General features: G+C 68.8%; 4 protein-coding genes. All 4 read right to left on the bottom strand.

The genetic code is table 11. From position 1 onward, the window contains the following. Positions 1–1,151 (bottom strand): MFS transporter (locus tag BMG07_RS40280; protein ID WP_198089157.1); only part of this gene is annotated, 1,151 nt, incomplete at its 3' end. A 22-nt stretch (positions 1,152–1,173) separates the two neighbouring features. Beyond that, complete coding sequence (locus tag BMG07_RS40285) at positions 1,174–2,178, bottom strand: hypothetical protein (RefSeq protein WP_269759892.1); 1,005 nt, start codon at positions 2,176–2,178, stop codon at positions 1,174–1,176. Beyond that, on the bottom strand, positions 2,118–2,246 hold the full coding sequence (locus tag BMG07_RS43785; protein WP_269759893.1) for a hypothetical protein: 129 nt from the start codon (positions 2,244–2,246) through the stop codon (positions 2,118–2,120). Before BMG07_RS43785 ends, BMG07_RS40285 begins: the two co-directional genes overlap by 61 nt. A gap of 79 nt (positions 2,247–2,325) precedes the next feature. Continuing rightward, the coding region (locus BMG07_RS40290) for an SDR family NAD(P)-dependent oxidoreductase (protein ID WP_198089158.1) at positions 2,326–3,049 on the bottom strand (724 nt) is incomplete at its 5' end.

Genomic DNA, 3,049 nt, shown 5'->3' on the forward strand with positions numbered 1-3,049 from the left:
CCGGCCGCCGCGCTCTTGGACATGAAGCTGCCCGGCACCGACCACAGCACGGTGAACGCGGCCGAGATGCCCATCGACGCCAGCGCCAGGCACAGCACCGCGGCCAGGGCGTTGTGCATGAACAGCGTGGTGAGCGCCAGCCCGGCCGCGCCCACCACCGCGCTCGCCGCGAAGTGCCAGCGCCGCTCCTTGCGCCGGTCGGAGCGCCGCCCGACCACGATGTTGGCCGCGATGCCCGCCACCGCCGGAATGACCGCGTAGAAGCCGATCTGCAGCACGCTGAGCCCCATCGACTTGAGGATGGTCGGCTGCCAGAACGACAGCGCGTAGATGCCCAGGATGATCAGGAACGACATGAAGCCGATGAGCCACACGCGGCCGTCGCGCATCGCCGCGCCGAAGGTGTGGCGCTCGGCGGCGCCGTGCGCGGCCTGGTCTTCGGCCAGCAGGCGCGCCACGCGCTGCTTCTCGGCGGCCGAGAGCCAGCTCGCCTGCGCCGGGCTGTTCGACAGCCAGCGGAATGCCGCCAGCCCCAGCAGCACGCTCGGCACCCCCTCGAGCAGGAACAGCCATTGCCAACCGCGCAGCGAGAGCGCGCCATCGAGGTAGGTCATCGTGAGCCCGGCGATCGGCCCCGCCACGATGGGCGCCGCGCCGAAGGCCATGAAGAACAGCGCCGTGGCCTGCGCGCGCCGGTGCGACGGAAACCACAGCGTCAGGTAGAACAGCACGCCCGGCGCGAAGCCCGCCTCGAACACGCCGATCAGGAAGCGCAGCACATAGAACTGCATCGGCGTGGTGGCGAACATCATCGCCGCCGAGGCCAGACCCCACAGTCCCATGATGCGCAGCAGCGTCGCGCGCACGCCGATCTTCGCGAGCATCAGGTTGCTGGGAATCTCGAACACCGCATAGCCGATGAAGAAGATGCCCGCGCCCAGCCCGAACACCGCATCGCTGAAGCCCAGCTGCTCCTTCATCTGCAGCTGCGCGTAACCGACGTTGGTGCGGTCGAGGTAGTTCAGCACATAGCAGGCGCACAGCAGCGGCATCAGCCGCCAGGTGATCTTGCGAAAGAGCGCGGCGTCGTCGTGCGCGGTGGCACCGGCTGGGGCGTGGGCGGACGCACCGTCGAGGGTGGCGGTATTCATCGTGTGTCTCCTTGGTCGTGGGTCACGCGCGCACCGGCGCACCGAAGCTCGTCTCGCCCCACAGGTGGCTGGTCGGCGCCCCCGGAAAGAGCCAGTGCGGCGAACATTCGCTCGAAGGCACCACGTTGCTGAAGCCGTGCAGGGCCGAGGTGCCGGCAAGCGTTTTCTCCAGCACCATCGACAGGTACTGCTCGTTGCCGCTTTCCTGCGTGTTGCCGTTGAGGATCACCTCCGCGCCCGTGGCCTGCGCGTAGCGGCGAATGCCGTTGTGCCGCGACTGCAGCGGCGCCCAGCTGTCGGCCGACACCCCGTTCTCGCTGCTCACGCGCAGCCCGTCGGCGGCGCGGTAGACCAGCGAATGGTTGCCTTCGGTGTGCCCCGGCGTGTGCACCAGCGCCACGCCGCGTCCCAGCTGGATGCTCCCGTCGAACGGCACGACGCGTTCGGCCGGCACCCCGTCGAGCCCATGCGGGCAGTACCACTCCGCCTGCACCGGCAGCAGCCCTTGCACGTTCGCCAGTTCCTGCCGATGCACCAGCAGCTTCGCGTTCGGAAACAGCCCCGGCGCCGAGGTATTGCCCAACCAGCGGCGCACGTCCTGCGTGTGGAGGTGGTCGTAGGTGATGAAGTCGATCTGCTCCGGTGCGATGCCGCAGCTCACCAGCGCCTGCGGCACCGTCTGGTAGACCGGCGCGATGGTCTTGTGCAGGAACTTCGGCGTCTGCTCGCTCAGGCGCTTGAAGTAGGGCGTTTCGTTGCCAGCCTCGAAGTCCGCCGGCGTGAACAGCAGCGTGCGCAGCCGTCCCTCGAAGTCGTCGTACTGAATGAGTGTGGTGCGCGCCAGCAGATGCACCATGTGCGGCTTGAGCAGCTGCTGCGAATACACGCCGGTAAAGGCAAACCACGCGGGATACGGAATGCGCAGCAGGTTGAAGCTGCGCGCAAAGCGCACCGGCGGCGCGTCCATCAGCCGCTCGCGCAGTTGCTCCGCGCCGCGGCGGATGGCGCGAAGGCGCTCTTGCGGCATTGCGTGGGCTCGCGCGTGTCGAAGTCGGCGAGCTGTGCGAAGCCCGTCGGTTCGGGATCTCTGGTCATGGCTGTCTCCTGAAAATGAAGTCTTGTCGTTGATCGGCGAACACAGGCGCCTGTGCACGCGCCCCGAATGCCTGCGCATTCAGTAAACCGACCGCCCACCCGAGATGTCGAACACCGCCCCGGTACTGAACGAGCAGTCGTCCGAGGCGAGCCACGCGGCCATCGACGCGACTTCATCGACATCGACGAAACGCCCCATGGGCACGCGCGAGAGCAGGGCGGTGCGCAACTGTTCGCGGTGCTCCGCCGGCACCCCGGAGAACACCTCGGTGTCGGCGGCCGAGGGCGTGATGCAGTTCACCAGCACGCCGGCCGACGCCAGCTCCTTGCCGAGCGACTTGGTCAGCGCGATGAGCCCCGCCTTCGAGGCCGAGTACGCGGCGTTCAAGCCGTTGCCTTCCTTGCCCGCGACCGACGCGATGTTGACGATGCGTCCGCGCTTTTGCGCGAGCATCCGCGGCGCCACCGCGCGACAACACAGCCACGCGCCCGTCAGGTTGATGTCGAGCACGTTGCGCCATTGCGCCGGGGTGTGCTCCCACGCCGGCACGGTGGGGCCGAGCACGCCCGCGTTGTTGACGAGAACGTCGATGGCGCCGAAGCGCTCCTGCGACTGCGAGGCCGCGCGGGCGATCTGCTCCTCGTCGCGCACATCGACCACCGCCGACGTGGCGGTGCCGAGCGGCGCGAGCGTCTGCAATGCAGCCGCCAGCGCCGACGCATCGAGATCCCACAGCGCCACGCTCGCGCCGGCCGCCATGTAGCGCCGGGCAATCGCCAGGCCGATGCCGCGCGCGCCGCCC

The sequence above is a fragment of the Variovorax sp. E3 genome, from assembly GCF_016082275.1.
GTDB lineage: Bacteria > Pseudomonadota > Gammaproteobacteria > Burkholderiales > Burkholderiaceae_C > Variovorax.

Excerpts from the sequence above, each read along its gene's own strand:
- BMG07_RS40285 (WP_269759892.1), bottom strand. The coding sequence starts at position 2,178 with ATGCCGCAAGAGCGCCTTCGCGCCATCCGCCGCGGCGCGGAGCAACTG.
- BMG07_RS43785 (WP_269759893.1), bottom strand. The coding sequence starts at position 2,246 with ATGACCAGAGATCCCGAACCGACGGGCTTCGCACAGCTCGCCGACTTC.